Below are 25,418 nucleotides of genomic sequence, written 5' to 3' on the forward strand. Positions count from 1 at the left end.
GTCGGCCGGATTGCACCTGTGGTAGTCATGGGAGCAGCTGGGCATACCGCTTTAGGCAGATATAGCTGCACCCTGCAGACTTCAGTGTTTGCGAGCGTGTTCCCATTGGTGGCCGACGTCGGAATTCCGCGTCAACCTGCCGTTATGACCGCTCCGCGCTCCTTACCAGTCGACGCGTTTGCCCATCAGGCCCGTCGGCAACCTGGATCCAAACGTGAGTGCCGTCGGTCGCTCTGCTGCCGACAAAGCGCTGTCAATCCATGCATAGAGGTCCGCCTGCAACGCGGTCAGATCAGCTCCCACCCCGGGTACGATAAAGGCTTTCAAACGAGCCCCCTCTTCCGGCCGCATCAGACGCACCGCTGCATCACCGACCCAGGGCCGATCACGGAGGCGCGCTGCAACCCGGTCAGGGTACACGTTGATGCCGCCCACCTGTACAGCACCATCCAATCGGCCAGCTAGCTCGAACCGACCCCCACCCCGCGGACGGATGCGGTCCGGTAACGAGAGACGCCGCCCGAATCGATGGACGATCTCCGGCGCATCCTCGTTAACTGGCTCGACGAATTGCCAGTGCGGCATGAGGCTATACGAGATCTCCGGCCAGCGGCGTACAGCCACGCCGGCCGTCTCCGACGAGCCGTACACCTCTGTCATCGCTGCCAGGCCGCGTTCGCGGAGCGCCGCGATCAAGTCTCGCGGACACGGGGCGGTCGAGACCACGCCAGCGACGTCCTTCGGCCAGTTGGGCAGCGAGCGCTCCAGCCCGCGCCAGCGATCGGGAAACGTGACGACGAGATCCCCCGGCGCGAGGCTGCGAGCCATCTCAGCAGGGCCGAGCTTCGTCGCATCGATATGGTCGACGCTGAGCGCATCGGGCAGGAGCGCGGCGAACAGAAAGCCGTACGCGTGGTGGGTTGGCACGAGGGAGACGATGCGCCGCCTGTCCCGGAACAGCTCACTTAGGAACGCGATCTCCGTGCGTAGAGCATCGGCCGTGTGCGTCCAGCGCTTCGGTCGCCCACTCGTCCCCGAGCTCGTGAAAGTGATCGAAGCGACACCGGAGCGCCACGCGGCCTCGATCCGCTCGATCCAGGCCCCGAACGTGGTATCCGCAAGCAGCTCATCCTCACCGCCCGCCTCGTGGAGGTGGAACATCTCGTTGACTGCAGAGGCCAGCCACAATCGCTCCAGCGAGTCGCAGCCCAACCCCACTCCCGCGCCGGAGCTAATGTGCGTGGTCTCGGGCCATGCAGGTGGCAGGTGCGCCGGCAGACGCGCTGCAGGATTCCCGCGACCGCGCGCGGCAAGGAGTTCAGCGATAAGAAGGCTTTGCAGGACCGTAGCTAGGGCGCTTCGCGAAAGCATCGCGGGATGACCTGGGTTCAAGCCGCGGCCCGATCTGGGTGTGATAGTTCAACCCGGTCGCGGCCCGCACGCTTGGCATTGTAAAGCGCGGTATCCGCGGCCGCGAGCAGGCCAGCCAGGGATGCGGCCGGATCCGTATCCAACGCAGAGCAGCCAAAGCTCGCGGTGATGCGCAGCTCGATCCCGCCCGCAACGATCGGCTCACGCGCGAGCGAGGTGCGCAAGCGTTCGGCGACGGCAGAGGCCTTCATCAGCGAGGTCTCCGGCAGGAGCACCACGAACTCCTCACCTCCCAAACGGGCGAAGATGTCCTCAGGACGCAACTCCGCTTCGCAGCGGCGCGCGACTTCGCGCAGCACCACGTCACCCGCCGCATGCCCGTGCTCGTCGTTCACGCGCTTGAAGTGATCGACATCGAGGACTACGAGAGCCAACGATGCAGTATCCCGGAGTGCCCGTACAAGTTGGCGTTCCGCCGTCTCGAAGAAGTGGGCCCGGTTGCTTGCACCGGTGAGATGGTCCCGCGTCAGCATCCTGCGCAAATCGGCTGTGTCACGCCCTTGGCTGGTCACCGCTCTTATGACCAGGGTATATCCCGCGGCAGCCCCCGCTGCCTCATTGCGCACGGCAACCAGGCGCTGGCACCAGTAGCGACCGCCGTCGGCCAGGGCGTGCCAGCCCTCGTGAAGGTACCAGCCGTCCCGTCGCGCCACGGCGATCGCCTCACCGGGCAGCGGCATCGCCGTAGCGCGGTCCGGGCGGTCGAACCATTCAAAGGGTTTGCCCAGGAGTTCGGCTTCCGTGAAACCGGTCTGGCGCGTCGCAGAGGGCGTGACCGCGTCAACGCAGCCGTTCGCATTGAGCGAGAGCACAGCGACATCATCGACGCCGTCGAGCAGGGAAGCGAACCACGTCTCGGCTTGCTTCAACCGCCGCTCGCGGGCAACCTGCTCGGTGACATCGGAAAGGGTCGCGACGTAGCGATCCGCGGTCAGCTTCACGATGGTGCAGGCCAGGACGTTCGGCCGCTCCCCGCGCCCGGTCACGATGCGGTGGCCGTCACAAACCGTCCCCTGCGGTGGTGCGAAGCGGTGGATCATGTTGCGCAGTTCCGGCGCGCAGGCGTCCATGACGTCGAACAGGTTGATGACGAACGGACGACCCGCGATCGGCATGAGAAGGCCCATCGCAGCCGGGTTGACCATGCCAATGGCACCAGCCGCCGAGAACTCCACGAGACCGGCCGGGCAGGCATAGAGGAACTGCAGCAGGGCCGCATTCTCGGCTTCGAGGTCAGTCGTCACGGCGGCCTCGCTCAGCGCTGGATCAGGATGTAGCGGCGATCGGTCTGCGGCGCCTTTAGCAGTCGTAGCCGTACGGGCGTGGGGCGCATCCGTAGGGTGAGCACATAGTCGATGATCGCATCGATCTCCGCCTCATCCTCGAACCGCTGAGCCACCATAAAGTTGTTCATGCACTGCGCGGTCACTGAGAAGTAGTGCGTGCCGAGGACGGTCTCCCGTTGAAGACCAGCCAGCCGCGCCTCTGTAACGTTGTAGATTTCGACGATGCCCGCCGGTGACAGTCCGACCACCCCGAACGGCATGGTGTCGAGCTGATCCGCCTCAAGGGTGAGGAGTATGTCGAGAGAGATGGCTTCGAAAGTGAGCACAGCAGGCCTCGCATGTCGGTCCGGAAATGCTCAGGCGGCGCGCGTGCCAAGCCCAGCATTCACGCAAGCCTCCGTTCTTAACTCAGCAGAGCCTCGCTGTGGGAGCCAAGCGGCCGGCAGGCTCGCCACCGCAGGCTTGGCGAACAGGTAGCCCTGGAACAGGTGAATGCCGGCCGCACGCAGTGTTTCGAGCTCGTTTTCTGTTTCAACGCCCTCGGCGATCACCGCGATACCGAGCTGAAGTGCTATTTCGACCACACCCACGACGATGGTCTGGCGGGCGCGCGACGCTCCGATGCCGCGGATCAGCTCCATGTCGAGCTTGATGTAGTCAGGCTGAAAGCTCGCGAGCAGGTTGAGCCCGGCGTACCCTGCACCGAAGTCGTCGATGGCGGTGGCAAAGCCCTGCTTGCGATATTCGGTGACGATGCGCTGGACGTGAGCGACATCGGCCATGCGCTCGTTCTCGGTAAACTCGAACATGATCTGCCGATGTGCGAAGCCGACCCGACGAGCCGCCTCCAGCGTCGCCCGGATGCATGCGGCTGGCTCATAGACGGCGTTGGGCATGAAGTTGATGGACAGACGGGTATCTGGTTCGACGAACAAGGAACTCGCCAGCTCGATCGCCTTCACACGACACGCCTGATCGAACTTGTAGCGGTTTGCCTCATCGACCATGGCGAGGATATGGCCGGCGCCCTGACCCGAGACGCCTCTGACCAAAGCCTCATAGCCCCACACGCCATGTCGTTGGATGTCGAGGATGGGATGGAACGCCATTGTGAACTCAAAGGGCAGCGACTCACCAGCCTGGCAACCCTGGCATCCCCTTTTCATAGCTCAGGCTTCTCACATCCGCTTTGATCGGACCAAGCTAACAGCTTGACGGTTTCGCTGACGTAAAATTCTGAAGTGAGTGGAGACCCGAGCGAAGGCTCGCTTTCGGAGGCTCGCAAGGCTGTGCGTCGGGGTTAGGTCGGTAACGAGCTGTCTGTTTTCCCGGCTGATTCTCCCCCGAAGCGAAGCGGCAGCTTTCGGCTAGGATCGACCGCTACTGATCGCCCGCGTGACCGTCCCAGATGGGTGGCTTTCAGACGGTCCGCCTTCGGGTGGCGGATAGATCGGAGCGGACATAACCGCCGGGACCGTTCACGACCCACGCCAGACACCGGGATCGCTTGTTGCGCTTCTCCAAAACGGTCGCTTGTCAGTCGTCTCGCAACTTCGGCTGGGGGTGGCTTTGTGACGGTCTGCTTCTGAGCAAGACCCCAAGGAGGCGGACGTTCCCAATCCGCTATATCACGACCCGTTTCGGATGGTACTAACCGTCAAGCTCAGGCGCTAATCGTCACGCGAGAGGCAGTTGTTCCTCAAAATGTGCCGCTGCATTCACATACAATTCAAAGCGCCGAAACAGGACCGCTCGCTTCGCAGGCTTCCGCGCCGTGTCGATGTTCGACCTCGCCTTATCGGCTGGCTTATGCATCTTTTTAGCCAGCTTTCCGGACACCAAGTCGATTTTAGGGCTGCTCTTCTCGGCGTCAGCCTACCCCCTCCTACTTTATCAGTAAGCGTACATGCACAGCTATACTAACATGAAAAAATTTTATATGCCGGAACCGTCAAAAGTGCGAAAATCCAAGAGGTCCGCCTCATGATCTCATCGAGCAGTTGTGGTAAATTTCAGGTTGGTATTTTTTTAGGCAAAAGAGCTATCGAATCTGTTTCAAGTATAGTCGAAAAATTACGCCATTCCTGTGGTCAAAGTTATGATATGACCGTATCGATGGCTTGGTTTCTAGCGCTTTCGGACCGATGGAATACTCTTCCGGTAGTGATTTTACTGCACTCCAATCGCATCCCTTTCGGAGCACTTCTGCTTCACGGCACTAAATTCGGACGATTTCCAATAGGTACATTCAGAGGTGGCTACCTTTGTGGTAGGGGGTGCGTCATTGGAAATTCAAACAATTACATGTCTATTATCGAATATGGCACAGCAGCTCTAATAAAGAATAGATTCTCTCACACGATTATTGTCTCACTGCTGATACCGCCCGCCACAATTGACGAGACAGCGGGACGCCAAGCTAACGCAACCCCTTCTAAAAATTGGCAATTTCGCGAAATGAGAAGCTCTCTGCCTTTGACGGGAGGGATGAGTGGATTGACCTCTCGCTTCAGCCAGAAAATGCGGAAGAATTTTCGATACTATAAAAGGCGCGCCGAGGAGGATTTCGGATGTGTGTTTCATGCTTCGCTCACCTCAATTCAAGCCACAGCGGCCGTGGAACGGTTGCAGGCCGTAGCGGCCAGATTTGAAAAACTGGAAAAGGCTTTGAGACGTCAAAGCGCGATCGAGAAACAGCCTGGCTCGTTTTCTATGGGGCTGACTGATAAAACGGGGGCGTGGGTTAGCTATATATCGGGCTGGAGACAAGGCAAAACTTGTATTGTCGAATGGCAGCTCAATCACGAAAATTTAAATAATTCATCTATGTCTATGGCAATGAGACACTTCTTTTTGCAACACGAAATCGATAACGGAATGGAAGGAGTTGTTTTTTTAGCTGGGACAACGCCCATTTGGAGCAGGGTATGCGAGCCTCAAATTTGCGGTGATTACCTCGCAACTCCTGAAGGCATACCTGGAAAGATAATTCGCGGCGCATACAGCCTCCTACATCCCCGCGGAAAAGTGTCTCAGTTGAGCCGTCTACATAAGAAAAGCGCCGCTTGAACAGGCTTGCCGGGCAAAGCTGCTTATTTTTGTAGGTTATGATCGGAATTTTAATATGTTAATTCACTATTTGTCCTTGCTGCGCACAATTACGACAATAGTTTTTACGCGCAATGCGGTTGGAAGGAATTTTATGCTGCATCGAGCATTAACTCAGGCTCGGCGCCATACTCATCCAATCGATTTAATTTATGGTATTCAAACAAGCGGTTTTGTCCCGAACTTTCTAACCGACCCGGGGCTGAATATATTTAAAATTGGCCTTCGAGAGAACAATCATTATGCAGGTTGTCAACCCAGTTGCGTAAGAATAGCTCTTCGTTCACTCCCGGATACTGCTCAATTTACCTTCTATGATCTTGGTTGCGGCATGGGTCGCGCATTAATAACCGCATCAGAATTTCCATTCTACAAATTAATCGGCATTGAAATATCAGGCGAACTGTGCGCCATCGCGGAGAAGAACGTTCAGAAAATATCAGATTTATTCCCTGGCAGAGCCAAAATCAGCATCGATCGAGCCGATGTAACTACGACTCAATTGAAAGGCGGAAAAATTGTAGTTTTCATGTATCATTCATTCGGTCGGGCAACAATTGGGATCCTTATTTGTAAGTTGGAACAGCTAGCCATCGCCGGAAGTAGCATTTTTGTAATATTTGAGAACCCCGTAAACGGCGATTTAGTCGATCAATCAATTTACTTTAAACGTTGGTATGCAGAACAGGTCCCATGTGATCCCGACGAACTTAACCACCATTCCGACACCGACGATGGTGTAGTGGTTTGGCAGTCTATCAACACCGTAAATCTATATGAAAGCAGATGTTCAGATTTCAATATTATCACGACAAAGCCGACGTGGCGCGCAGAGATAGTTTTTGAAGAACAATGAATAGTTAATTGTGATGCATGACTCGTCTTTATAATCTTGAAGGGCTATAACAAAAGTTGAGCTCGGCCTTTTAGCTGTTATGCAGAGGTAATCGAAAACGTAGCGGTTCTACACAGCTTACATCCGCGGCGAAATTGTTAAAAATCGGACGAACGTCCGCTTTGTGGAAGCGCCCGCGGGTATCCGGACGGCTGAGTTGGGTCGTGAACGGTCCCGGCGGTTGTGTCCGCTCCGATCTATCCGCCCCCCGAAGGCGAACCGTCTGAAAGCCCCCCAGCCGAAGTTGCTAGACGGCTGACAAGCGATCGCTTTGGTGAAGCGCAACAAGCGGTCCCGGTGTATGGCTTGGGTCGGTAAGAGGCAGTCCGCTTTTGCGGCGGGTCTACTCGGAAGCGGACTAGGGCGTGTCATCGCTTGAGCCAGTCGAGGGCTGCGGCGAGGGACAGGACGCCTACGAAGCTGGCGGCGGTTTTCTCATAGCGGGTGGCGATGGCACGCCATTCCTTGAGCCTCGCCCAAAGGCGCTCGACCTGATTGCGGTTGTTGTAGATCCAGTCCGGGCAGGCGACGGGGGTCTCGTGGCGCTGAGGCGGGATCGCGGGGCGCGCACCCATGTCCCAGATGTGCTCGCGGAAGGCGTGACTGGTGTAGCCGCGGTCTGCGACCACCCACTTGGGCACGCTTGGCAGTTGGTCGAGCAATGGAACCGCATGGGGCAGCTCGTGCGCCTGCCCCGGTGCCAGCCGGAAGGCGATGGCGCGGCCCCGCCCATCAGCGATCACGCAAGCCTTGGTGCCATAGCCGCCACGCGAGCGGCCAACAGCTTCACGAGTGTCTCGCTCGGCCCCAGATCCCCCCTTTTGGCGGCACCGGCCGCCTTCTGGTTCGCGCGTATGTTCGTGCCGTCGAGGAACACCATCCCGAGCTGAACCCCGCGCTCCTGCACGAGGCCGAGGAGCCGTTCCCATACGCCAGCACGTGACCAGCGGATGAAGATCTGTGCGGCCCGCCACCAAGGACCCAGATCCTGCGGAATGGCCCGCCATTTCGCCCCGTTCTGATGCCGCCAGAGAATGGCCGAGAGCGTGCGTTGCAGGTCCTGCGGTGGCGTCTTGGCCTTCGGACGGCACACCTCGACCAGCGGCTCCAGCTCAGACCATTGCGCGTCGCTCAGCATCATCCCTCCTGTCTTGGAGAGAGGAAAACGCAAACCCCGCCAGTCCGTTCAGGCGACGACACGCCCTAGCCGCTTTCGGCCATAATCAGTCATCTGGCACCACACCGTCTGCCACCAAAAACTGTCGCGCTGATCGATCGCTACAATCTGATACAAAACTTCGATCGGCCATTGCGCCGGCAGCAATGAATATAGCTTAAAATCTGTTTGACATGCTTATTGCGGCAGTCAGTATATTCGATGGCATGAAGCTAATTCATACCGAGGCGAATCAATCAAAAGGCGATCCGTGGATACATTTACAACGTGTCACCGCGCCGGCATTTGCCCTCGCACCGGCCGCCTTTCTCAAGCATCTACAAGCCCATCAAACAGCAAACGGTGTTTCGCAGGCGGTCACCGCTTACGATAGCGCTCCGATCTTCGACTGGATGATGAGCCTCGTACCGCTCCAGGGTATCTCCGATCAGATCGCTGTCCGCTACGCCGAGCAGCATGGCGGGGTGACCCACGCCGAGATCCAGGCGGCCTTGTCGGTACCTCAGAGGTGCTTGCGCCTTGCGAGTTATTGGCATTTCGAAGGTTGCAGCTATCGCAGGGTCGACCAGACCTGCGCTGCACCGGATCACATCAGCGCCTGCACCTTACCCCTCCCGAGGCTGAGGAAGGGATCGCTGAACCAAGCAGCCTACAGCCTTGCCCTCTTTATTCGCGATGTCTGCGACGGTGACTTCGTCGGCTGGATCGATAAACGGCTCGCCGAGGCCGATCCTGGCCCCGGGGCGCCCGAACGTGGTCCGCGCCTGCGGAAGGCCGTTCTTGGTCCCCTCTGCAGGATCTACGGCATCGGCCCGAAGCTCTGGGCGATGATGCTGGCTGACCTTCTGCTCGGCGCCGACCCGAACCGGGAACGCTGGGTCACAGCCGGATCATGGATGATCGCCGTCGACTCCCTCGTTCATAACTTCCTGCATCGGACGGGCACCCTGGCGCGGTTTGACGCCGAACACGCTTTCGGGCCGGCTTGTACCGCGCCTGGGGGCTGCGCGGCGATCATCGAGGGCTTGGCCTGCCGGATCGATGCCCAAGCCTACAACCCGGACTTCCCGGCGACCTTCTCTCGTTTTGTTCAAGCGGCGCTGTGGGGCTTTTGCGCGGAAGCTGGCTGGGACATCTGCAACGGCAATCGCATCGACGATCGATTAGGTTGTCAGCAGCGGCAGTGCCCAGCTTTCGAGGTCTGTGACCGTCATTAAAACTGACAGACTAGTTGTATGGTCCCGGGATGAGGTGTGACGAGTCGATCCTGGAGCGATTAGGCTCTTTCGTCCAGGCGTTCAGGATGAACTCGGTGGGCGTGAGGCCGCGCAGGGTCTTGAGGCGGCGGGCGAAGTTGCAGGCGTTGACGAAGTCGGCCAAGTGCGCACGGAGTTGCGCGTAGCTGTCATAATGGTAGCGCTTGACCGTCGCGTCCTTGATCGTGCGGTTCATCCGCTCGACCTGACCGTTCGTCCAGGGATGGCGCGGTTTGGTCAGCCGATGGTCGATATCGTTGCGGGCGCAGGCAAGTTCGAAGCTGTGGGCCCGGAAGGTCTTGCCGGCTGCAATCGTACCTTAATGATGGAAGCGGCCAAGGCGACGTTGCCGGGCGTGGTGAAATGGGTGCCGTTGTCGGTGATCGTAGACCTCGGAGGTCTTGATGAACGACAGAAAGTTCATCTCCGAGGAGCCCATCAGCCCCTTCAGGGTCCGCTCCAAATAGGCGTTGTTGCCCACGAAGTTGATCGAGACGATGCCGGTCTTATCGCCCTCGTCGATCTGGTAGATCACGTCGACGCGGCCGTTCGGCAGGTCGACGATGCGGTAGGTCACCTTGGCGGTACCCCGGCTGAAGCGCTTGTAGACGTCGCGGATGCGGGCGAGGTCGGCGTTGATGATCGCTCCGGTGTAGGGCCCGCGTGCCTTCGCCTCGACCTTCTTGTTGCCCTCGAACACCACGCGGTTGATCAGGTTGTTCTCGCGGACGGTCACCACCGTACGCCCGCCCGATTGGGCGACCTTCACATCTGAGAACATGCCGCTCGCCAGCAGATTGCGGCGGGCCTCCTCGGCGGAGCCGGACGCCGTGCCGGTCACGTAGGACCTGATGGCCTCCGCGTCGACTCGTTGGTTGCCCTGGACGACGATCTCATTGGCGCTCGCCTGTCCCGCACATAACAGCACGGCTAGGCTGAGGGCTCCGGCTGCGCAGGATGCAACGAGGCCGATCTGGGGTGACGCCGCCTGGATGGCCGACGCGGGCTTCCTCACGCACGCCGTTCAGCGCCACCTCGTTGGCCTGGACCTGCACCTGGGCGGCGATGACCTGCTCCTTGGCGGTTTCGAGCCGGCCCCAGAAATCGACGATCTGCGCGCGCACCTGGTCGCGGACCTGATCCACCTGGATGCGGGCCTGATCGACCTGCTCCTTCGCCTGCCGGATCTGCGCGTAGGTCTGGCCGCCCTCGTAGATCGGGATGTTCAGCTTGCCGCCGACGAAATCGACGAAGTAAGCCTGGTTCGGGCCAGTCTGGTCGTAGACCTGGCTGAGCGAGCCCTGCAGGCTCAGGTTCGGGACCAGCTGGCCCTCATAAACCTTCACCTACGCTTCCGCCGCGTCGACGGAGTGAATGGCCGATACGATCTGCGAGTGCTCGCGCTGGCCGACGGCGATAGCCGAATCCAGCGAGCACGGCACGAACCGGTCGAGCGGGCGATGACCCGGCTGGTGCGCGAGACCACGGCGGGCACCGCGCTCACGGAGGCGCAGACCCCGCGCAGGCGCCGCACCTCCTTGCGATGGATGCTGGTGAGCAGGGAGACACGGCTGTCGGTCTGCTCCTAACCGGTCAGGGCGAAATCGTACTCGGCTACGTTCACGTAGAGCTCTCGTAGAAGGTAGGTGAGGGCCGGAAAGGTGATGCCGTGGGCAACCAGCAGGCGCACGAACGGCAGCAGTAACCGGGCCAACGGCGCGTGCAGGGCCGCGCCCTCTCGCGATGTGTCGGCAGTCTCAGACATACCCACTCTGGTAGGAGCTTAAGCGTGGGAGGCAACCTCACATAGTACGCAGACACACCTGTATGTGCAATTTCTCGGTTGACGTGGGAAATTTGCACACATAAATGTTGTGGGCATATCTCCCACAACCTTCGAGGTTCCTCGCTGATGCCGCCCGCATCTTACCCTATCGTCTACCCCCCCCCTGCCGCCGATCGCATTCAATCAAACGGCGGCACGCCGCGACCGAGTCCCTGACCTCCCGACGCGCCTGATCCGCCTCGCGTACACGCTCACGGCCCTGGCGCTGCCCGCCGTCGGCGTCTGTGTCGTGGAACTGGTCCGTCCAAACAGTGAGCTGATCGTCCCGCAACTGGTCGCCTCCACCGATTCCTCAGCGGAAATATCGGCTCCCCAACGCCTCGACGAAAGGCGGTGGGACATCGCTCAGATCGCGACTCTTGGCTCCGCCTTCGGGCGGGTGCGGCGATGATCCGGTCTTTAATCGGCTTGTCTTGCCGCGGCGGCGGCGCGTCCAGCCGTCGGCGAGCGCTTCCCGACCTAGCCCTATGCCTGATCCTCGCCGCTGCAATCGTCGGCCCGCTAACCTCGGCAGCGACGCGAGCTTCCGTGAGATCGGCGCACGATCAAAATCCGACGCTGCACCGTGCCCGATGACTTACACCCGCTGCGCCTACCGGCCGCGATCGGCGGGCCAAATCGCGCTCGCGGAGTCGAATGCGTCCGACCACCAACGAGGGCGCCGCCCGTGCAGGTCGACCGCGGCAGCCGGTAGCGGCGCCCATCCTTTCAGCAGCATGTCACGTGAGGCCGAAATGTCGAACAACCCGTACAGGTCGCTGCCGTCGAAGCAGTTCTGGTCCAACGCCGTCACGAACGTGCCGCCTTTCGCCCTGGATCTGCGCTCCGGCGACAACTTCACCATCTCGCCCGACGACCGGGTAGCCACAGCTGGTTCCTGTTTCGCGCAGCGCGTGGCGGCGGCTCTCCATGCCTCGCAGTTCAACTACTATGTCACTGAGACCGCGCCCGCCGGCATGTCGCACGTCCAGGCTCAGGCCCTTCAATACGGCACCTATTCGGCCCGCTACGGCAATCTGTACTACACGCGACAGTTCGTGCAGCTGTTCGATCGGGCATACGGGGCCTTCGAGCCCGAACTTACGACCTGGGAGCGGGCGGACGGACGGTTCGTAGATCCGTTCCGGCCGAGGATCCAACCGGACGGCTTTGCGAGCGCAGAAGAGGTACGGGCGGCGCGCGACGCTCACTTGGCCGCTGTGCGTCGGTTGTTCGAGACGTTGGACGTCCTGGTGATCACGCTCGGTCAGACCGAGAGCTGGCGTTGGCGCGCGGATGGGGCGGTTCTACCGCTCGCCCCCGGTGTTGCGGGCGGCACCTACGACCCAGGCCGCTACGCGTTCGTCAACGTGGGCGTCGCCGAGGTCATCGACGACCTGAACGGTTTTCTGGACCGATTGTGGCGCGTCAATCCATCGGCGCGCGTCGTGATGACGGTTTCTCCCGTCGCGATGGTGGCCACTTATCTTGATCAGCACGTCATGACTTCGAATTGTTATTCCAAGTCGATCTTGCGTGCCGCGGCCAACGAAGTATGCGCTACTCACGGCGACAGGATCGTGTATTTCCCGTCCTACGACCTCATTACCGGCAGTGCGAATGCCGGGCGGTATTACGATGAGGACCAGCGCACCATCAACGATGCCGGGGTGCGCCACGTCATGCGACAGTTCCTCGGAACCTTTGCGCCGAACCGCGCCGAACCCGCGGCGCATCGAGCTCTCATTGACCTGCAGGCCGAAATCAACTGCAACGCCGCTGTAATCTGCGACGAAGAAGCCATCATACGATAGCTTCTCTCCGCCATTTTTATGTCTCAAGCCACGTCTTCTCACGGCAACGTTAAGTTATTTGACAGAATAATAAACGCAATAATATTTGAATGCATGCGTTTGAATGTCAATCTCTATCAATAATGTAAATTCTATACAGAATTATTCAGCCACACGGAATGTTCGTGAGTTGGATGACGAGTCCAGTGAAAACTTTGCGGCAGGCGCGCTTCATCCGTCGGCGCCGGATCGAACGCTTGCCGGGCATTCGCGCTGCGCTCCGTGCCGCACCGAACGGCTACGTCGCCCTGGTCGGAGACTCGCACGCCGAGTTCCTAGGAACACCCGATTTCGGCGACCGAAGCTGCATCAATCTCGGAGTCGGCGGCAGCACGGCGGCCGATTGTGCACGCCACCTCGCGAGCCTGCATTCGGACGCCCGCGCCACAGCGGCCGTGCTGTTCATCGGCACCAACGATATCCTGCGCTGGCGGCACCCCGCCCGGCCGGCGGCTGCGGACCGCTTCACCGACGATGTTGACCAGATCTTGCAGACCCTTGCCGCGTGGGCGGAACGCATCTTCGTGGCGGCGGTCCCACCGATCGGCCCATGGACCACGGGGCGTGACCCAGCCGCCGTAATGGCCTTTACTGAACGCCTCCGGACGTTGACCGAGCAAGGCGGGTTTACCTTTTTCGATCCGTTCGCCGGGATCCGCGACGGCGAGACTGGTTTCGCGCTGGCGGGACTGCATCGCGACGGCTTTCAAATGGCCGATTATCCCGGCCTGGCCGGGGAGGTGGTTCGGCTGGTCAGCCTTCGCGTCGCGCCTTCTCAGGTGCCGACAATCCGGGCCGCCTCGACCTTGACGCGGGATCGGCATCCCCGGGCGTCGAACAGGACGTTCGGCGCCGGCCGCTCGCGCACCTACCTGACCACGCCGGCCCGTTCGCTCGACGGCTGAGATCGACGCGCGGCATCAAGGACAGAGCCGACGACCCGATCGATCTCAGCGGCGAGTGCCGCGTAGTCGTCTAGATGTATATCGTCGGACAAGAGGCCTGCCCTCACGTGGCCTCCATCGGATGCGCGAATAGCCGCAAACGGATCGAAGAAGACGTGCTGCCCCTCCGCGCAGAGTTGCTCAAGACGATCTGAAAAGGTCGCAGCGGCGTCTGCGTCATGGTCCGCCGCTTCGGGGCCGAGGGGCGGCACGGCAGCGACGAAGATATGCTCGGACCAACGATTTAGGATCGCAAGGATACGCTGTACGTCGGCCTCGAACCGTCGCCCCGTGGCCGGCCGTTCCGGGCGATGGCGCCGGGCGATGTCGTTCGTCCCGATGATCAGCACCGCGGCATCGGCTCGCGCCGGTGTATCGAGGCGCGCCATCCGTTTGGCGCAACCTCGGGCGGTGAGGCCGCCGGCGGCGATATTGATGCTCGGCGGTCGACCGGCGATTTGGGGGTGTCCGATCAGAGCCGCGTGTGAGTTGCCGGCGAGCAGCACGCCCCCCTTCGCAGCGGCGGCGAGGTCGATCCGAATTTGCCTCCAGCGCGCATCTGCTCGCTGTCGAAGCAAGCTTCGGTTCCGCCAGTCCTTGACTAACACGTGGACAAAAGGAGCATGCATGATCGTCCTGGCAGCGCGCGAATTATCGTCAGCGCATTTGAAAGCTGGTAAAACTCAGGTACGAGACGATCGGCGGCGCTTGGCGGACTGGGTGCTCGATTGCTAAAATCGCCATTGACTAGGCAGCCATCGCAATGATGCATAAAACATCTTTGGGACGTATGCTCGGTTCTCTATCTAGATCATTCTTTTTCTTCACATCGGCCATGCTGTGCATGAGGTCTTGAGCGAAAAAATAAGCGAAGATTTACATCCTATAAGGGCTTGGAACGACGCTTTGTTGATATATTGGTTTGCATTTTTGCTGATCTTTAGGATGGATGTCTCTCTAGAGATCAGTTACTCCAATGTTTCGCGACCGATACCTCGACCATCTTGGATATGGCGCCGTCGAAGACGAGCATCTCCTCAACCGCCTTGCTGGATCTGAGCCGCTCCGCCAGTGCCTGAACTTCCGCGGGCACTGGCGGTAAATCGGGGAGCGGCACATCGATGCCGAGACGGTCGAACAACATCGACGCGAAGGCGGGGAACTGCGCCTGGTGGCCGACGATGCCGACCCGGGCGAGGACTTCCACCGCGACGATCGAGTTGCCTGGGTCGAGACGGTCGCCTGGCATGCGCGTCCCGAGCTGGCGGGTCAGCGGATTGTAGAGCAGCCGGTAGGCGGGCTCTGGCAGCATGCGGAAGAATCGTTTGAGGCTCTTCGCGTCGGCGAAGTCGTACTCGTCCGCGAAGGACGCGGCTTCCGCGAGCGGACCCAGGCGCCAACTGCGACCGGGGTCGGTCGCGTCGCCTGCCCGCGCCTTCAGCCAAAGCATGCGTGTCGCCATCTCGACATGCGGGTCCTTCAGCAGGATGGCCGTGACCATCAGGTCCGGCGTCATGTAGTTTTCATACCGCGGGATGGTCACGGCCCCCGACAGTAACGCCGACGGCATCGCCTTGGTCGAGAGCAGGCTGGTCATGATCTCGTCCGACAGGCGATGCACGTTGAAATGGCAGTGCTGGAAATACGGGAAGAGCGCTGTCTGAAGCGCCGTCTCCGGCTCGATGCTGGTGTTGATTAGCATGGTCCGCAGCTGAACCGTCCCCTCCGGCGGCAGGCGACGGTAGATCAGCACGTTGGTGTCGGCGTCGTAGAGTTCGAGCTGTGGGATCTCGGGCAGCCCCGGCACCTCTACATCGGTGAGCACGAACGTGCATTGCCCGGTTGCGTGCCAGCCGTTGCGCTTGAACGCCTCATCGATGACGCTGGCCGGAATCTCGGCCACGCGACGTCCAGCGACTGATACCGCAACGCGGCTGATGGCGAGGGGATTATCCGGCACGATCCAGCCGCGGATCGAGTCGCCCTGATCGTGGTCGATGAAGAATCGCATAGTCAGACTGGGGGTTGCCGTCGGATGCTGTGTGCGGCGGGGGCGATCGCGGTCGCAGCGTGCGGCAGCGTCAGTGGTCGCAACCTCGTGAGCAGCTGTGTTCGCGCGCGATTTGGAGTCCGATGCATCCGCCGGCGACGACAACGGCTGCAGCGGCACCAGTCCTGCGGCGGGATGGGATGCAACGGGGCAACATACTCTCGGTCGTTGACGTGTGATTTTTTCCCACGTATACGATTTTTGATGGCGAAGCAACCGTCCTCATGCGCCATGGCATAAGTACTTTGTTTTTCCTGTAATCAGGCGCAAATCTCAAGTCATTGATGCCACATTTAGTGATGAAAGCCCTGGTATGTCTGTCGATTTATTCGTTTTGCTGACGTCGTCTTGAGTCGATGATGAAATTGCCAGATGTTCTCGCGATTCAGAGATTGAGATCGCTTTTTTCTGTTCGTCAGTCGCAGGGCTCACCACGTCTCCTAGTCATCGGGGGAGAGCAAAGCGCGGCCGTCGCGCATGCGATGGCGTGCATCGCACCGGAGGCGACTGTCACGTACAAGACAGCTGATGACGCGACAAAGCTTTATGCAGCGGAGCGGCTCTTAGCTGAGTTCGGCCGGCATGATTTTGTCTTCCTGAGCGCCGACCTTCCGCTGTGCCGCAACGGCGGAGCGATCGCGGGCCTGCACGGTCCCAAGGTCGCGCGCGTTCCGGTGATTACGTTCGCCGCTTTCCACCCCGATCAGGTCCGCGTCGGCTCCTATTCGCGCGTCCCGGTTACGGGCCCGATGGGACAGTCGCATTCCGCGCTCGTCCTGTTCGGCTACCTTTCTCGCCTGTCCCAGGGCGAGGTGTTGAAGCTGTTCCAACGCCGCGTCTTCGAGCGGGTTGGGTATTTCGACGCATGGGACGAGGCGGCCGAGCAGCTGCGTAAGCTCGGCGCTGAGGCTGGCTACGACCTGGAGGCATCGATCGCACGCTGGATGCGGCGTGGCTGCTTCATGCACTCGACAAATCAGATCAAGCTGCACGTCATCGTCGACCTCGCCCGAGAGCTGCTCGATCGAGTCGGGGTTTGCCATCAGCAATGCAACCTTGAGGATTACCTCTCCGGCGATCCCGGCAGAGGGGAGAGTTGGCCGGTCTATCCGGAGATCGCCGCCCATTACGGCGTTGCCGGTAGCGCCCTCTTTTTGCGGCCGGCATCGGGGCGGCGCTCGTCACGCTCGACGATGCCGCTCAACCGGTTCGTCGAGGAGAGTTTCGCCGCATACGCGCGCCTGCCTCGAACGTCATTGGTCAATCGCAGAGTCGCTCAGTGGCAGACCGACGTGGGTCTTCGGGCGGACCTCCGCCGCATAGTGGAGGAGGTGTGATGCTGCTCGGAAGGCGTATCACCGTCGTCCTCCCCGCCTACAACGCGGCTGCCACGCTCCAGCGGACCTACGCGGAGATCCCCCTGGACATCGTCGACGACATCATCCTGATCGATGATGCCAGTCACGACGAGACCGTGGCGCTCGCCCAGGCCCTCGGCATCCATACCCACCGCCATTCCTGCAACCGCGGCTACGGGGGCAACCAGAAGACCTGCTACAGGATCGCTCTGGAACGGGGCGCCGACATCGTGGTGATGCTGCACCCGGACTACCAGTACGCGCCGCGCCTGATCACGGCCATGGCCTCGATGATCGTATCGGGCGAATACGATGCGGTCGTGGCGTCGCGTATCCTGGGCAAGGGCGCGCTCGCCGGCGGGATGCCGATGTACAAGTACATCGCCAACCGCTGCCTGACCCTCGTGCAGAACTGGCTGATGGGTCAGAAGATATCCGAATATCACTCCGGCTACCGTGCCTGGAGCCGGGTGGTTTTGGAGTTCGTTCCACTCCAGGCTTGCTCGGACGACTTCGTGTTCGACAACCAGATGCTCGCCCAGGCGATGCATGCCGGCTTCCGGATCGGCGAGATCTCTTGTCCGACACGCTACTTCGACGACGCCTCCTCGATCGACTTCGAGCGCAGCTGCGTGTACGGCCTCGGCGTGCTCCGGACTGCGATAGCTTACCGCCTGCACCGTCTCGGACTGCAAGAGGCGCCGCTGTTCACGCCGATCTCCAGATCCCGGGATGCGCCGCCTCGGCGGCCGCAGGCGCAGCCTTGACCCTACCGTTCGTCGGAGGGGGCCGGTTCTGGTGCCTGTCCTTCCTGTGCCTCGGCCTGCCGGTCTCCGTCGCGCTGGCGCTGATCGTTCCGCTGGGCGAGGTCGCCGACGAGGCCGGGCACCTCGCCCGTGCGGCCGCGCTCGCCCAGGGACAATGGGTCGGGCATCGCGCGAACGTGCCTTACGCCGACGGCACCGTCCATCGGGTGGCGGGGGTAACGCTCGACTCCCAGTGGGACCGCCTCGCTCGCAGCCGACCGCCAGATTTCGGTGGCACCCTGGCGCCGAGCGATACCGCAGGGAGCGACGGAAATATTTTCATACCGCTTCACACTATCGCGACCTATCCGCCCCTCCTCTACGCCCCCGGTGCGCTCGGTCTGTCGGTCGGAGACGCGTTTGACCTCGATCCCGCAACGACGGCTCGGCTCGGACGGCTCGCGAACATCGTCGCATATATGGTTTTGGGCCTCGCAGCCCTAGCTTATGCCACCCGCGGGCGGGCCGCCCTATTCGCGCTCCTCTGCCTGCCGATGTCGCTCTCGCTCGCGGCATCGTTTAGCCAGGACGGGCTGATAATCGCGCTGGCAGCCCTCGCCGCAGCCCTGCTCACCCCGTGGTCCATGACGGAGCAGGGCGCGCGGTGCCGCCTGTTTGGGGCAGCTCTGGCCATAACCGCGATCGTGTGGGCGAAGCCACCATACGCGCCGATCGCCGCGATGTTGCTGATTCCGCTGCCGCCGGCTCGGCGGGATGGCCGCTTCTATAGGCGCCGGCTGTCCTTAATGGCTCTAACCGTGATACCCGCACTCCTGTGGACTGTGGTTGCCACTGTGTTCGTAGCAGCACCGGTGCCGCGTCCCACCTACGAGGCAGGTCCCCTCTGGTCTACGACTCGTCCGGCACTGTTCAACAGCACCGATCCGACAGCGCAGGCGCGGGTGCTCGTGTCGGCCCCTCTGCGATTCATCACTGTACCGGTAAAGTTCGTATTCAACCTGAAACACTTGATCGTGCTCGCGGAGGGGATGGTCGGCATTTTCGGCTGGTACGATCAGCCTCTACCCGGGGCGCTTTACGTACTGTGGGGCTGCTCGCTTTTTATACCGCTGCTCATCCCCTACCGCGAGCCTTTACCTTCATGGCCTGAACGTATCTTACTGGTGGCGTCAGTCATATTCTGCTGCTGGTTGATCGTGGTATCCCAATATCTGTCCTGGACGAACGTCGGTGAGGAACGGGTGTACGGGCCCCAAGGGCGATACCTGCTGCCGTTGGTCCCCTTGCTGATTTTAGCCTTTGCCAGGAGGCGGACCGGACGGGGCCCCGCACCTGACGGATTTACATATCTTCCGCTCGTAGCCGCGATGATCGATGTCCTCGCCGTGCCTGCATTTTATCTTAGATTTTGAATAATTTGTTGATGATTGATATACGCCCATATAATTACTGACTATTACAGTAAATCTGCCATGATATACACCGAATGGAGCACCCGACCCTGACGCGAGCGTGCGTCGTGCCGTTGCCGGGCCGGATCTACCGGCGTGAGGCGATCCGCGGCCGTTTGCTTGGGCCGGACTGGGATCCCAAGGCTGCCGACGGTCGATCAGGACAACGTTACGATTGCCCGGCACGCCTCAATGACGACGGCTTGAGCGATGACACAAACACGAATTGTCGTACGCGGTAGAACTTGCTGGCCGTACGCCAACATTTTGCGAGCAGGCGGAGTGACGATACGCGTCTCGAAGAAGTGGCGGTCGCTCCACGCCTGTGCCGGCGCATGGCTGACGATCCTGTCTGGTTGCGGTGGAGCGCTGATGCCGGGCATTCAGGTAGGCTTGGACGAAGGCGGCAGCACGTTCGGCTTCGACTCGCTGCCCTTCGAGATCCGAAGGGAGGACGGGCTTCTGCTCAAGGGTCACGCGTCGGTGCGTCTCCTACGCGTCAGCTTTTACACTCAGGATGCGAAGAGGCTTGTCGCGTGCAGTGGCGGTTTCACGCTCGATAGTGCGCATGCGCCTGTGTCTCTGAGTGTGGATTGCACCGGAACTACAATCATGCCTGGGACCGTGACGACGGCACGGGCCGATCGAGGCGAAGGGACGTTCAGTGAGCCGAATGGGCGTATCGCGACGTTCCGCTACGGCGCGTTGCTGGCTGAGGGTCCGTCCGAGAAGTCAGGCTGATCGGGTGAGACGTCCGACGAGGGTCATAACGGCCGCGGCATAGAGGAAGGCTTCAGCCGAGGTGAGAGCTGCAACCTGTGCCGAAGGTGATCACCTTCGACTGCTACGGCTGTCTGGATGTAAGACCTTCTTGGCGTCTGCAACGATGCGGAGGGCGCGATTGATGAGAGTAGAACTGGGCGGTCTGTAGGTGAGATTTGCAAGTGCAGGATCAGCTTCGAGATGCTGGCGCAGCACCATCTCGGGCGAAAGACCGTTGAACGCGCGCTGACGGCGACCCTTGTAGGCCGCGTTGAAGCCGAGCAGCACGATCTCCAGGTCGGCGTGGCTGTAGAGCGTGATGCCCAGCACCTCCCGCTGCGCCCGGCCGTTGAAGCACTCGACCATGCCATTGGTCTTCGGCGTGTAGGGGCGCGTCGTGCCATGCTGCACCCCGTGCCGCTCACAGGCGGCCTCGAAAGCCTAGACCGCAAAGCAGGAACCCCGATCGATGAGTTCGTGAGTGACCCGGAAGGGGAAGGCGTCGAGCGCGTTTATGAGGAAGGCCAGCGCCGAGGCCAGGGTCTCGTCATCCTTGACCGCGAGGCGCACGTAGCGGGTGGCGCAGTCGATTGCAACGTACAGGTAGCGCTTGCGGGTGGTGCCGTCGCGATCACGCAGTTTTGGCAGGTGCTTCACGTCGACGTGGACGAAACCAACCTCGTAGTCCTTGACGGTGCCATGCGGCTTACGGGCCTGCTCGGCGGTCGGCAACCGGTTGAGGCCCTACGCTCTGAGGATGCCGCAGACGGCGTGCCGGTTTAGGTGCGGCAGGAAGTGGCTGACGACGAAGGTCATTGCGTCGAGGGGAAGCCGGTGGACCGGCGGAGCGCGCACACGATGGCGCGCACCTCATCGCTGGCGCGCGAGGGCAGCTTATGGGATTGCGCCGAGCGATCCTGACACGCATCGGGGCCGCAGTTGCGCCATTTGGGGATGGTCTCGGTGGAGACACCGTAGCGCTTGGCCAGCACGTTTGAGCTCTCGGGCGAGCGGGCAATCTCGGCGCGGACAGCCCGGGTGGTGCGGGCCTGGGGATGGATGGCCAGCATCAACGAGCCCTCCTTGCAACACGGCGGCGCACGCCTTCGAACCGCCAAGCGTATGCTTTCATCGCCCAACGTGCCGCCTTTCAACGACGTTCCGCAACCAGACAGCTAAGTATTAAACCTGCTGAACAAGTTGACAATAAGACTAAATACCTATATAAGCTATGGCGGGCGATGCGAAGCTGCTCAAAGCCTGAGGCCATGATGATTCGACCACCGCCGCCACGGAAGCGATCGCACTGCGACCTGAGGCCGAGCTCTTCATCGAGCCTCGCCCACCCATCCACACCAAGCAAGGGGTCCCATCCGGGGCCCCTTTCGCATTTCAGGAGCTTGCCATGATCGCGATCGTCACCACGGCCGAAGAGCAGTCGACGAATTCAAACCCAGCGAGGGGCCCCGACACCGACACCAAGGCCGAACCCCCGATTGCCAAGCCCGCGCCAGCGCTGGTCGTATTCGGCGCCGATAAGGACGGGAAACCGCACGCCTCATGGTTCGCCGAGCCCGATACCGCCCTCGCGATGAAGGCCGCCGAGGTGATGAACATGCGGACCATGCTGCTCAGTACCGAGGCGCATCGAGCCCTCGCGGCGGAGCTTCCTCAGGGCCGAGTGTTCGCCTCGGGGCGGGCATTCGTGCCGTTCGTCAAGAAGGGCCTGTACGACCGCCTAAGCGCCCTGGCTGGGCCGGCCGAGGCCACAATAATTGCGGCCGCAGGCGAGAAGATTGCGAAAGGGCCTGCTACGGCCCTGGACAACGCGAATGACCAAACCCCCAAGGCGACTGCAACCACCGAAGCTCGGTTTCCGCGTAGCTGGGCCGGTGTCGTGGTCGGCAGCCTCGTGCTGATCTCAGAAGGCGAGCAGGACGGCTGGTACGAGGCCGAGGTGATCGAGGCGAAGGCTGGAGGGATCTTCAGCCTACGATGGCGCGACTGGCCGGACCTCCCACTCCTCGTGCGTCGCCGCGAGCACATGGCCCTGCTGCACCCCAATACCGCCGCGATCGAAGTGGCCTGAGGGGGATCTGCCATGAACACCCAGATCTATAGCGCTGGGTCGAGCCCCGCGGCGGCTGACCCCGTCGCGTGGGTGCGGGCCCTGAACGACGCCTTCCGGCGAACCTTCAGCGGTGGGCAGGTGGTCGAGACCCCCGGCGTGGTCGAACTGGCCGAGGCCGACCGCATCGCCCTACTGCTGGCCGTACGCCGCTTCAGCAGCTTTGATCCCGACAACGACCCATACGGCGAGCACGACTTCGGTGCGGTCGAGGTCGGGGGCGAGCGCTTTTTCTGGAAGATCGACACCTACGACCGGGCGCTGCTCGGAGGCTCGCCGGACCCGGCCGATCCCGCGGTCACAACCCGCGTGCTGACGATCATGAGCGCCGATGAGTATTGAGCCGTGAGCGCCGGGCTTCCCACGGACCCGAACGTCAGCCAGAGCGAGGCGGGCGACACATCAAGATCCATCGCTCCCGAGACGACAGGGGCGGCACCGACCAGACGGCGGTTGCTGGCCCTGATGGGCTCCCTGGCGACGGCATCGAATCAGCGGATCGACACCGCGCCAACCACCACGGCCTCGTCGAGCAGGACTCCAACCCCAGACCCGATCCCGTCGCTGTTCGCGGATTTTCAAACCCTGCTGGCCAGTCACGAAGCTGGGCTCGCGGAGGCCGATTGGCTCGAGGCGGGATTGGTCGCGAAGATCGGCTACCCGCGGGTGCGCCTACCTTCCGCCGCCGGCATCCGAGCCCGTTTCGCCGCCGACTAGGCCACCATTGAGCAGCATGTGCCACAAGGGCGCCAGCGCGAACGGCTTCAGCGCGCTTTCCAGCGTCGCCAGCGGCTTTGGGTTGAAGCGGCGGTCAATACTGGCCTGACCGCCGCGCTGGCCCGTGAGGCGGCCGCTGGCGATGACGTTCTGGCAGCGGTTTCGACCCTGCTCGCCACGCCAGCCTCAACCGCAACAGGGATCATGTTGAAGTTGCTGGTCCTGCTGAGTTGGCAGGAACCGGGCGCCTTACTTCGGGACACTTCGCCCTGGCGCGAGCTGCACCTGATCCTATCCGACCTCGACGCGCTGACGGCTTGGTCATGAGCATCGGTCTGGCCCTAGGGTTACGGCTTCGGCTTTCGCCCGGCCCGCAATGGTTTGGGTCTGGCGGCGCCTTGATCCGGTTCAGTCAGCAGGTTGGCGATTGGCACGCCAAGGACGGTGGCGAAGGCTTCGAGGGTGGCGATCGTCACGTTCTCGGACCCGCGTTCGACCCGGCCGACGTAGGCCCGGTCGATGCTCGAGGCGAGCGCCAACCGCTCCTGAGACAGGCCCTGCTCGACCCGCAGCCGACGCAGGTTCCAACCGATGATGCCCCGCGCGTCCATCTCGCGACAGGGCACGATCGACGGCTTGACAATCGACGGACCAACAGTCCCTGATTACCTCAAGCTGTCGGCAACGCAGCATCGCAACATCGACCACAGAACGAAGGGGACAGGGGGATGGGGGGCTACCTAAAAGCGATGAGGCGCTACGCGGTGTTCCAGGGCCGGGCGTCGCGTGCCGAGTTCTGGCAGTTCACCGCTGTGCTTCTCGGCCTGGTGTTCGTGACACTCATCATCGACGCCGCCGTGACCCAAGAAACGGATGTCGTTTCGAAGAAGGACCCCGCAGGTATCTTCACCGCCTTGGTAGTCCTCGCTCACCTCCTCCCGTCCTACGCCGTCACAGCCCGCCGCCTGCACGACACCGATCGGTCAGGCTGGATGATCCTGCTGCTGCTGATCCCCTTCGTCGGACTGGCGCTGATCGCGTTCTCCTGCATGCCCGGCACCCCGGGGCCGAACCGCTACGGGCCGGATCCGCTCGTCGGCGACGGCACGGGCGGGGGCATCGGGCAGGCCGCCATCGGAAGTCCGTCCCCGACCCCCCTCCAGCCCACCACCACCGGCCGGGTCGACGTGATCGCCGAGCTCGAACGCCTGGGCCGCCTGCGCCGGGAGGGGCACCTAAGCGAGGCCGAGTTCGACGTGATGAAGGCCGAGGCCCTGGCACAGGGCCGCCGGTGAAGGCGTCGTCACCCTGATGGACATCCAGCAGATCACCGATGGAGAGAGCCGATGAGGATCCTGTGCAGCATTGCGCTCGCGAGCGCCGTGGCGACGTTCCTGCACCCTCGGCCGGCGTCGGCGCAGTTCGGTGACGGGCTGACCCAGACCGCGATAGCGGTTCAATCCTTCGAGAAGAGCTCCGAGCGCTGCTTCTACGAACCGATCGTAGGCCGGGCGCTCGACCGGCTGCGCGAGCACTACGCCGAGACCGAGCCCTACCGATGGCGACGTGCGCTGCGCGAGAATAAGGATGCCGACGACATCCTCGGCAACATGACCGCCTTCGCGCTGCAAGGCTCACCCTACACAGCTGATCCGAGCTTCAGTGGGTCGCCGAAGCCAGCCGTACCGAGGGACACCCGATGCGTCGGCTCGGGCTTGGCAGTGGGCGCGGCGCTGCCATTCGCGGCACCGTTGATCGGGTTCGATCAGACCCTGCTTGCCGAAGCCAACCGGCTGATGGAGGGCAAGGGACGCACTCTGGCTGTCGCCGTCCCCAACGCGGCAGTGCAAGCGGATGCAGCTCGGCCCAATGCTGCGGCGCCCGAAAGCCCGGATGCTCCTTCCGGTCCGGCGTTGGTGATGAACGTTCGCTCCCCGTTCCGAGGCGCGACGTTCGTCGATGTTTCGCCAGCCACCGCGCAGCAGTTCGGCATCGGCGTCGGCACTTATGGGGCAGTCATGGCTTCCTGCCGGACCGACGACTTCGCGACGTGCAGCAACTTCAAGCGCGGTGATGTGATCGTTCAGGTCGATGGGGTGCCGGTCAGAAGCATTCAGGACCTCAGCAGGGTGGCGAACAGGGTGAGTCCACGTTGGACGATCACTTTCATTCGCAGCGGCGAACGGGTGACCTCGACCTTCCCCGGCTAAGGCGGTTTTCACCGCCGAGGCGAGAGCGTGAGGATTGTACACGTTGGTTTGTCCGCTAGGCGCCTGCACGGGATACACGCGATGCATGGGCTTTTTCGAAGGGTGGGCAGGGGGTTCAGGCGTCGACGCCCAGGTGCAGTTGCCCAAACCGGTCAAACAGCCCCTCGAAGCCCCTAAACCCGCCTCCGAACGGCTCAACC

The 25,418-nt window shown here is 61.7% G+C and carries 23 protein-coding genes and 5 pseudogenes; 15 read left to right on the forward strand and 13 right to left on the reverse strand.

Annotated elements, in window-relative coordinates; all coding sequences use genetic code 11:
* Nucleotides 1-162: 162 nt before the first annotated feature.
* The 4 genes from AC3IF1_RS16630 to AC3IF1_RS16645 form a co-directional block, all read right to left on the reverse strand.
* Nucleotides 163-1,161 (reverse strand): AMP-binding protein, encoded by a 999-nt coding sequence (locus AC3IF1_RS16630; RefSeq protein ID WP_489218506.1) that lies wholly within the window; start codon nt 1,159-1,161, stop codon nt 163-165.
* A gap of 227 nt (nt 1,162-1,388) precedes the next feature.
* Complete coding sequence (locus tag AC3IF1_RS16635; protein WP_489218508.1) at nt 1,389-2,675, reverse strand: sensor domain-containing diguanylate cyclase; 1,287 nt, start codon at nt 2,673-2,675, stop codon at nt 1,389-1,391.
* A gap of 11 nt (nt 2,676-2,686) precedes the next feature.
* The gene (locus AC3IF1_RS16640; protein ID WP_489218509.1) at nt 2,687-3,043 is read right to left on the reverse strand and encodes a hypothetical protein; all 357 of its coding nucleotides are present in this window, start codon (nt 3,041-3,043) and stop codon (nt 2,687-2,689) included.
* Between the two features lie 30 nt (nt 3,044-3,073).
* The gene (locus AC3IF1_RS16645; protein WP_489218510.1) at nt 3,074-3,883 is read right to left on the reverse strand and encodes an EAL domain-containing protein; all 810 of its coding nucleotides are present in this window, start codon (nt 3,881-3,883) and stop codon (nt 3,074-3,076) included.
* A gap of 817 nt (nt 3,884-4,700) precedes the next feature.
* Between AC3IF1_RS16645 and AC3IF1_RS16650 the strand changes: the two genes are divergently transcribed.
* Complete coding sequence (locus AC3IF1_RS16650) at nt 4,701-5,786, forward strand: GNAT family N-acetyltransferase (protein WP_489218413.1); 1,086 nt, start codon at nt 4,701-4,703, stop codon at nt 5,784-5,786.
* A 55-nt stretch (nt 5,787-5,841) separates the two neighbouring features.
* Nucleotides 5,842-6,681, forward strand: coding sequence for a class I SAM-dependent methyltransferase (locus AC3IF1_RS16655; RefSeq protein ID WP_489218415.1), 840 nt, complete (start codon nt 5,842-5,844; stop codon nt 6,679-6,681).
* Nucleotides 6,682-7,088: 407 nt separating this feature from the next.
* Here the strand turns inward: AC3IF1_RS16655 and AC3IF1_RS16660 are convergent.
* Nucleotides 7,089-7,858, reverse strand: a protein-coding gene (locus AC3IF1_RS16660; RefSeq protein WP_489220401.1) for an IS5 family transposase whose coding sequence is annotated in 2 segments (ribosomal slippage) — nt 7,089-7,543 and nt 7,543-7,858 — 771 coding nt in all. Because the reading frame shifts where the segments join, the coding sequence is not laid out codon by codon here.
* 212 nt (nt 7,859-8,070) lie between these two features.
* Here AC3IF1_RS16660 and AC3IF1_RS16665 point away from each other — a divergent pair.
* Complete coding sequence (locus AC3IF1_RS16665; protein ID WP_489218511.1) at nt 8,071-9,114, forward strand: hypothetical protein; 1,044 nt, start codon at nt 8,071-8,073, stop codon at nt 9,112-9,114.
* A gap of 10 nt (nt 9,115-9,124) precedes the next feature.
* Here AC3IF1_RS16665 and AC3IF1_RS16670 read toward each other — a convergent pair.
* The 4 pseudogenes from AC3IF1_RS16670 to AC3IF1_RS16685 all read right to left on the reverse strand — a co-directional run.
* Nucleotides 9,125-9,439, reverse strand: a pseudogene (locus AC3IF1_RS16670) (integrase core domain-containing protein); the annotation flags it as partial.
* Between the two features lie 96 nt (nt 9,440-9,535).
* Nucleotides 9,536-10,126: pseudogene (locus tag AC3IF1_RS16675) on the reverse strand (outer membrane protein assembly factor BamA); the annotation flags it as partial.
* 22 nt (nt 10,127-10,148) lie between these two features.
* Nucleotides 10,149-10,613 (reverse strand): annotated as a pseudogene (locus AC3IF1_RS16680) (TolC family protein); the annotation flags it as partial.
* Nucleotides 10,607-10,918, reverse strand: a pseudogene (locus AC3IF1_RS16685) (DUF6502 family protein); the annotation flags it as partial. The pseudogenes AC3IF1_RS16685 and AC3IF1_RS16680, both read right to left, overlap by 7 nt.
* 815 nt (nt 10,919-11,733) lie before the next feature.
* Here AC3IF1_RS16685 and AC3IF1_RS16690 point away from each other — a divergent pair.
* Nucleotides 11,734-12,792 carry a GSCFA domain-containing protein gene (locus AC3IF1_RS16690; protein ID WP_489218512.1) on the forward strand — a complete coding sequence of 353 codons (1,059 nt, stop codon included), beginning with the start codon at nt 11,734-11,736 and terminating at the stop codon, nt 12,790-12,792.
* 173 nt (nt 12,793-12,965) lie between these two features.
* Complete coding sequence (locus AC3IF1_RS16695) at nt 12,966-13,736, forward strand: SGNH/GDSL hydrolase family protein (protein ID WP_489218514.1); 771 nt, start codon at nt 12,966-12,968, stop codon at nt 13,734-13,736.
* On the opposite strand, the gene AC3IF1_RS16700 is transcribed toward AC3IF1_RS16695, so the two are convergent.
* Entirely contained in the window at nt 13,700-14,281 is a 582-nt protein-coding gene (locus tag AC3IF1_RS16700) for an SGNH/GDSL hydrolase family protein (protein WP_489218515.1), read from the reverse strand. The genes AC3IF1_RS16695 and AC3IF1_RS16700 overlap by 37 nt on opposite strands.
* Nucleotides 14,282-14,739: 458 nt before the next feature.
* On the reverse strand, nt 14,740-15,786 hold the full coding sequence (locus AC3IF1_RS16705; protein WP_489218517.1) for a hypothetical protein: 1,047 nt from the start codon (nt 15,784-15,786) through the stop codon (nt 14,740-14,742).
* Between the two features lie 398 nt (nt 15,787-16,184).
* Here AC3IF1_RS16705 and AC3IF1_RS16710 point away from each other — a divergent pair, with 398 nt between their 5' ends.
* From AC3IF1_RS16710 to AC3IF1_RS16725, 4 genes are all read left to right on the forward strand, one after another.
* Nucleotides 16,185-17,162, forward strand: a complete 978-nt coding sequence (locus AC3IF1_RS16710; protein WP_489218518.1) for a WcbI family polysaccharide biosynthesis putative acetyltransferase — start codon at nt 16,185-16,187, stop codon at nt 17,160-17,162.
* A complete protein-coding gene (locus AC3IF1_RS16715; protein WP_489218519.1) occupies nt 17,162-17,950 on the forward strand; it encodes a glycosyltransferase family 2 protein in 789 nt (262 codons plus the stop codon). Before AC3IF1_RS16710 ends, AC3IF1_RS16715 begins: the two co-directional genes overlap by 1 nt.
* Nucleotides 17,947-19,362, forward strand: coding sequence for a DUF2142 domain-containing protein (locus AC3IF1_RS16720; protein ID WP_489218520.1), 1,416 nt, complete (start codon nt 17,947-17,949; stop codon nt 19,360-19,362). Before AC3IF1_RS16715 ends, AC3IF1_RS16720 begins: the two co-directional genes overlap by 4 nt.
* A 321-nt stretch (nt 19,363-19,683) precedes the next feature.
* Complete coding sequence (locus AC3IF1_RS16725; protein WP_489218521.1) at nt 19,684-20,142, forward strand: hypothetical protein; 459 nt, start codon at nt 19,684-19,686, stop codon at nt 20,140-20,142.
* A 90-nt stretch (nt 20,143-20,232) separates the two neighbouring features.
* Here the strand turns inward: AC3IF1_RS16725 and AC3IF1_RS16730 are convergent.
* Nucleotides 20,233-21,233: pseudogene (locus AC3IF1_RS16730) on the reverse strand (DDE-type integrase/transposase/recombinase).
* Nucleotides 21,234-21,568: 335 nt separating this feature from the next.
* Here AC3IF1_RS16730 and AC3IF1_RS16735 point away from each other — a divergent pair.
* The 4 genes from AC3IF1_RS16735 to AC3IF1_RS16750 are packed head-to-tail and all read left to right on the forward strand — an operon-like array spanning nt 21,569 to nt 23,335.
* Nucleotides 21,569-22,252 (forward strand): hypothetical protein, encoded by a 684-nt coding sequence (locus AC3IF1_RS16735; RefSeq protein WP_489218522.1) that lies wholly within the window; start codon nt 21,569-21,571, stop codon nt 22,250-22,252.
* A gap of 12 nt (nt 22,253-22,264) precedes the next feature.
* Nucleotides 22,265-22,633: a DUF3768 domain-containing protein gene (locus AC3IF1_RS16740; RefSeq protein ID WP_489218523.1), complete on the forward strand. Its 369-nt coding sequence runs from the start codon at nt 22,265-22,267 to the stop codon at nt 22,631-22,633.
* A 3-nt stretch (nt 22,634-22,636) separates the two neighbouring features.
* On the forward strand, nt 22,637-23,008 hold the full coding sequence (locus AC3IF1_RS16745) for a hypothetical protein (protein ID WP_489218524.1): 372 nt from the start codon (nt 22,637-22,639) through the stop codon (nt 23,006-23,008).
* An 18-nt stretch (nt 23,009-23,026) separates the two neighbouring features.
* Nucleotides 23,027-23,335: a hypothetical protein gene (locus AC3IF1_RS16750; protein ID WP_489218525.1), complete on the forward strand. Its 309-nt coding sequence runs from the start codon at nt 23,027-23,029 to the stop codon at nt 23,333-23,335.
* A 20-nt stretch (nt 23,336-23,355) separates the two neighbouring features.
* Here AC3IF1_RS16750 and AC3IF1_RS16755 read toward each other — a convergent pair whose 3' ends face one another.
* Entirely contained in the window at nt 23,356-23,619 is a 264-nt protein-coding gene (locus tag AC3IF1_RS16755; RefSeq protein WP_489218527.1) for a helix-turn-helix domain-containing protein, read from the reverse strand.
* 117 nt (nt 23,620-23,736) lie between these two features.
* Here AC3IF1_RS16755 and AC3IF1_RS16760 point away from each other — a divergent pair, with 117 nt between their 5' ends.
* Together AC3IF1_RS16760 and AC3IF1_RS16765 are read left to right on the forward strand one after the other, a co-directional pair.
* Nucleotides 23,737-24,303: a DUF805 domain-containing protein gene (locus AC3IF1_RS16760; RefSeq protein WP_489218528.1), complete on the forward strand. Its 567-nt coding sequence runs from the start codon at nt 23,737-23,739 to the stop codon at nt 24,301-24,303.
* A 51-nt stretch (nt 24,304-24,354) separates the two neighbouring features.
* Nucleotides 24,355-25,218 (forward strand): hypothetical protein, encoded by an 864-nt coding sequence (locus AC3IF1_RS16765; RefSeq protein WP_489218529.1) that lies wholly within the window; start codon nt 24,355-24,357, stop codon nt 25,216-25,218.
* The last annotated feature ends 200 nt before the right edge of the window (nt 25,219-25,418 follow it).

The sequence above is a fragment of the Methylobacterium sp. E-012 genome, from assembly GCF_057836545.1.